The following is a 1967-nucleotide window of genomic DNA, read 5'->3' as shown; positions in this document are numbered from 1 at the left end:
CACACCCGTTCCCATACCGAACACGGAAGTTAAGCTCTCTAGCGCCGATGGTAGTTGGGGCCTTGCCCCTGTGAGAGTAGGACGTCGCCAAGCAACCTTAGACGAGTCAGAATGACTCGTCTTTTTTGTGTTTTATTTTCTATTTGTAAGCAGTAAGATTCTCACTTTGTCCCAAGGTTTAGATGATGAGAGAAGAAGGAGAATAGTTTGTAAAAACCCAAGTCGTGACGAGAATTTTTCTTTATTGCAAAAAAGGATCTTATATATATAAATCCATTTTAATTCGTCAACATGTCCTTTACAAAGGGTACAGATTACTCGTTTTACTTCGCATGTGGCAAAAAAAGGCCCTGACAGATGCTCTCTCTCACCTAAAAAGAGGGGTTTTATGTCGGTTTTTTAATTGATATATATATAGAAAAAACAAGTAAAATATGAAAGTGGAATTTTATAATTAAGGTTTTTACTTAACGGAAGGAATAGGTACATGAAATTTTAGGATGGGTGTGGGTGATTATGAAAGAGATATGTATGTTATTAGTAGCAATTATACTATGGGGAACAGCAATTGCTCCGACAAAATGGGCGTTAGAGTTAATTCAACCATTCACTTTATTATTTTTTCGTCTTTGTTTTGCTGGAGGGATATGTCTGCTTTTTTCTTTTCATCAGCTACGAAAAAATATTGTAAATAAGGATGTCCCATGGAAAAGGATAAGCTTGTTATCTTTTACTGGTGTAGCAGGATACTTCATGTTTACCTCGTATGGGATTTCTTTAACAAGTGGGTTACATGTTAGTATCATTGACGCTGCTTTACCATTAGTTACAATCATTTTCTCGGCACTGTTTCTAAAAGAAAAAATTCAGTTAAACTATTGGGTTGGAGTTATATTAGGTTTTATAGGAGTAATATGTATTACGATTCCATCTGGTAATGATAATCAAAGTTCTTCTCTAGTTGGAGATATGCTTATTTTATTAAGTACCTTTGTATTTGCGTTTTATACAATATTATTAAAAAGGCCAAAACAAGAAAAAAATCTATCAAGCGAAGTATTTACAACATTAACATTACTCATTGGGGCAATCATTCTATTCCCCTTTGCGGCTATTGAAACTTTTTACTGTGGTCTACCTCAAATAGGTACATGGAAGACAGGATTTAGCTTTATGTATCTTGTTGTTTGTGCAACAATTCTTGCCTATTGGTTTTGGAATAAGGCACTAGAAAAGGTTGCGGCATCAGTAAGTGGACTATATCTAAATGCTTTACCACTCATAAGTATTATTACCTCGGTTATTTTATTAAAGGAATCTTTAACGTGGGGTATTTTAATAGGGGGATGTCTAGTTTTATTAGGAGTTGTCTGGGCAGATAAAGATAAATTGCGCATTTTAATAAAATCTGTAGATCGAAAAATAGAAGAGGATAAGAAGTATAAAACATATTAATACGAGGATATGAAAAAGGGTGTATTATTTGCTATACATCCTCTTTTTAATTGGCTAGGGAAAATAAAGGGGTGGTACTATAATGCGGTTCGAAGTAAATCGATTTGATAAAAGAATCACATCGCTAATGAAGTGCACACTCATAATATGGAGCGAGGATGGATTAAACATCTTTATACTCTATATATGTGAAATCGAGAAGGAGTATGAATAAAGATGAGTGATTTATGGTAGGTTAAACAGAGGTTAATAGTAACCTTTAATTTTTTTATAAAAAACCATTGACTATTACAGGGTAGAGGTGTAATATTATACGAGTCGCCGATAGCAATAGAGCAAAATGCGACAAACGAAATAAAAAACTTAGTTGACATTGAAACACAGAAATGTTAACATAAGGAAGTCGCAAATAAGCGACAAACGAGTTCTCTGAAAACTGAACGAAACAAACAACGTGAAACGTCAATTTTTATTTTATGATGCTAGACAAACTAACTTTATTGGAGAGTTTG

General features: G+C 34.0%; 1 protein-coding gene and 1 rRNA gene. Both read left to right on the top strand.

Features of this window, described 5'->3' with window-relative positions:
• Positions 1-93: ribosomal RNA gene (gene rrf, locus ACIQ7L_RS28095) — 5S ribosomal RNA — on the top strand; the annotation flags it as partial.
• Between the two features lie 423 nt (positions 94-516).
• Positions 517-1455: a DMT family transporter gene (locus ACIQ7L_RS28090; RefSeq protein ID WP_400573501.1), complete on the top strand. Its 939-nt coding sequence runs from the start codon at positions 517-519 to the stop codon at positions 1453-1455.
• Positions 1456-1967: the final 512 nt, after the last annotated feature.

This window comes from Bacillus sp. NPDC094106, assembly GCF_044764345.1.
Classification (GTDB): Bacteria; Bacillota; Bacilli; order Bacillales; family Bacillaceae_G; genus Bacillus_A.
This window is presented reverse-complemented; position numbering and strand designations above follow the sequence as displayed.

What these genes read in the sequence shown, in the direction of transcription:
- ACIQ7L_RS28090 (WP_400573501.1), top strand. Translation starts at nt 517, where the DNA reads ATGAAAGAGATATGTATGTTATTAGTAGCAATTATACTATGGGGAACA.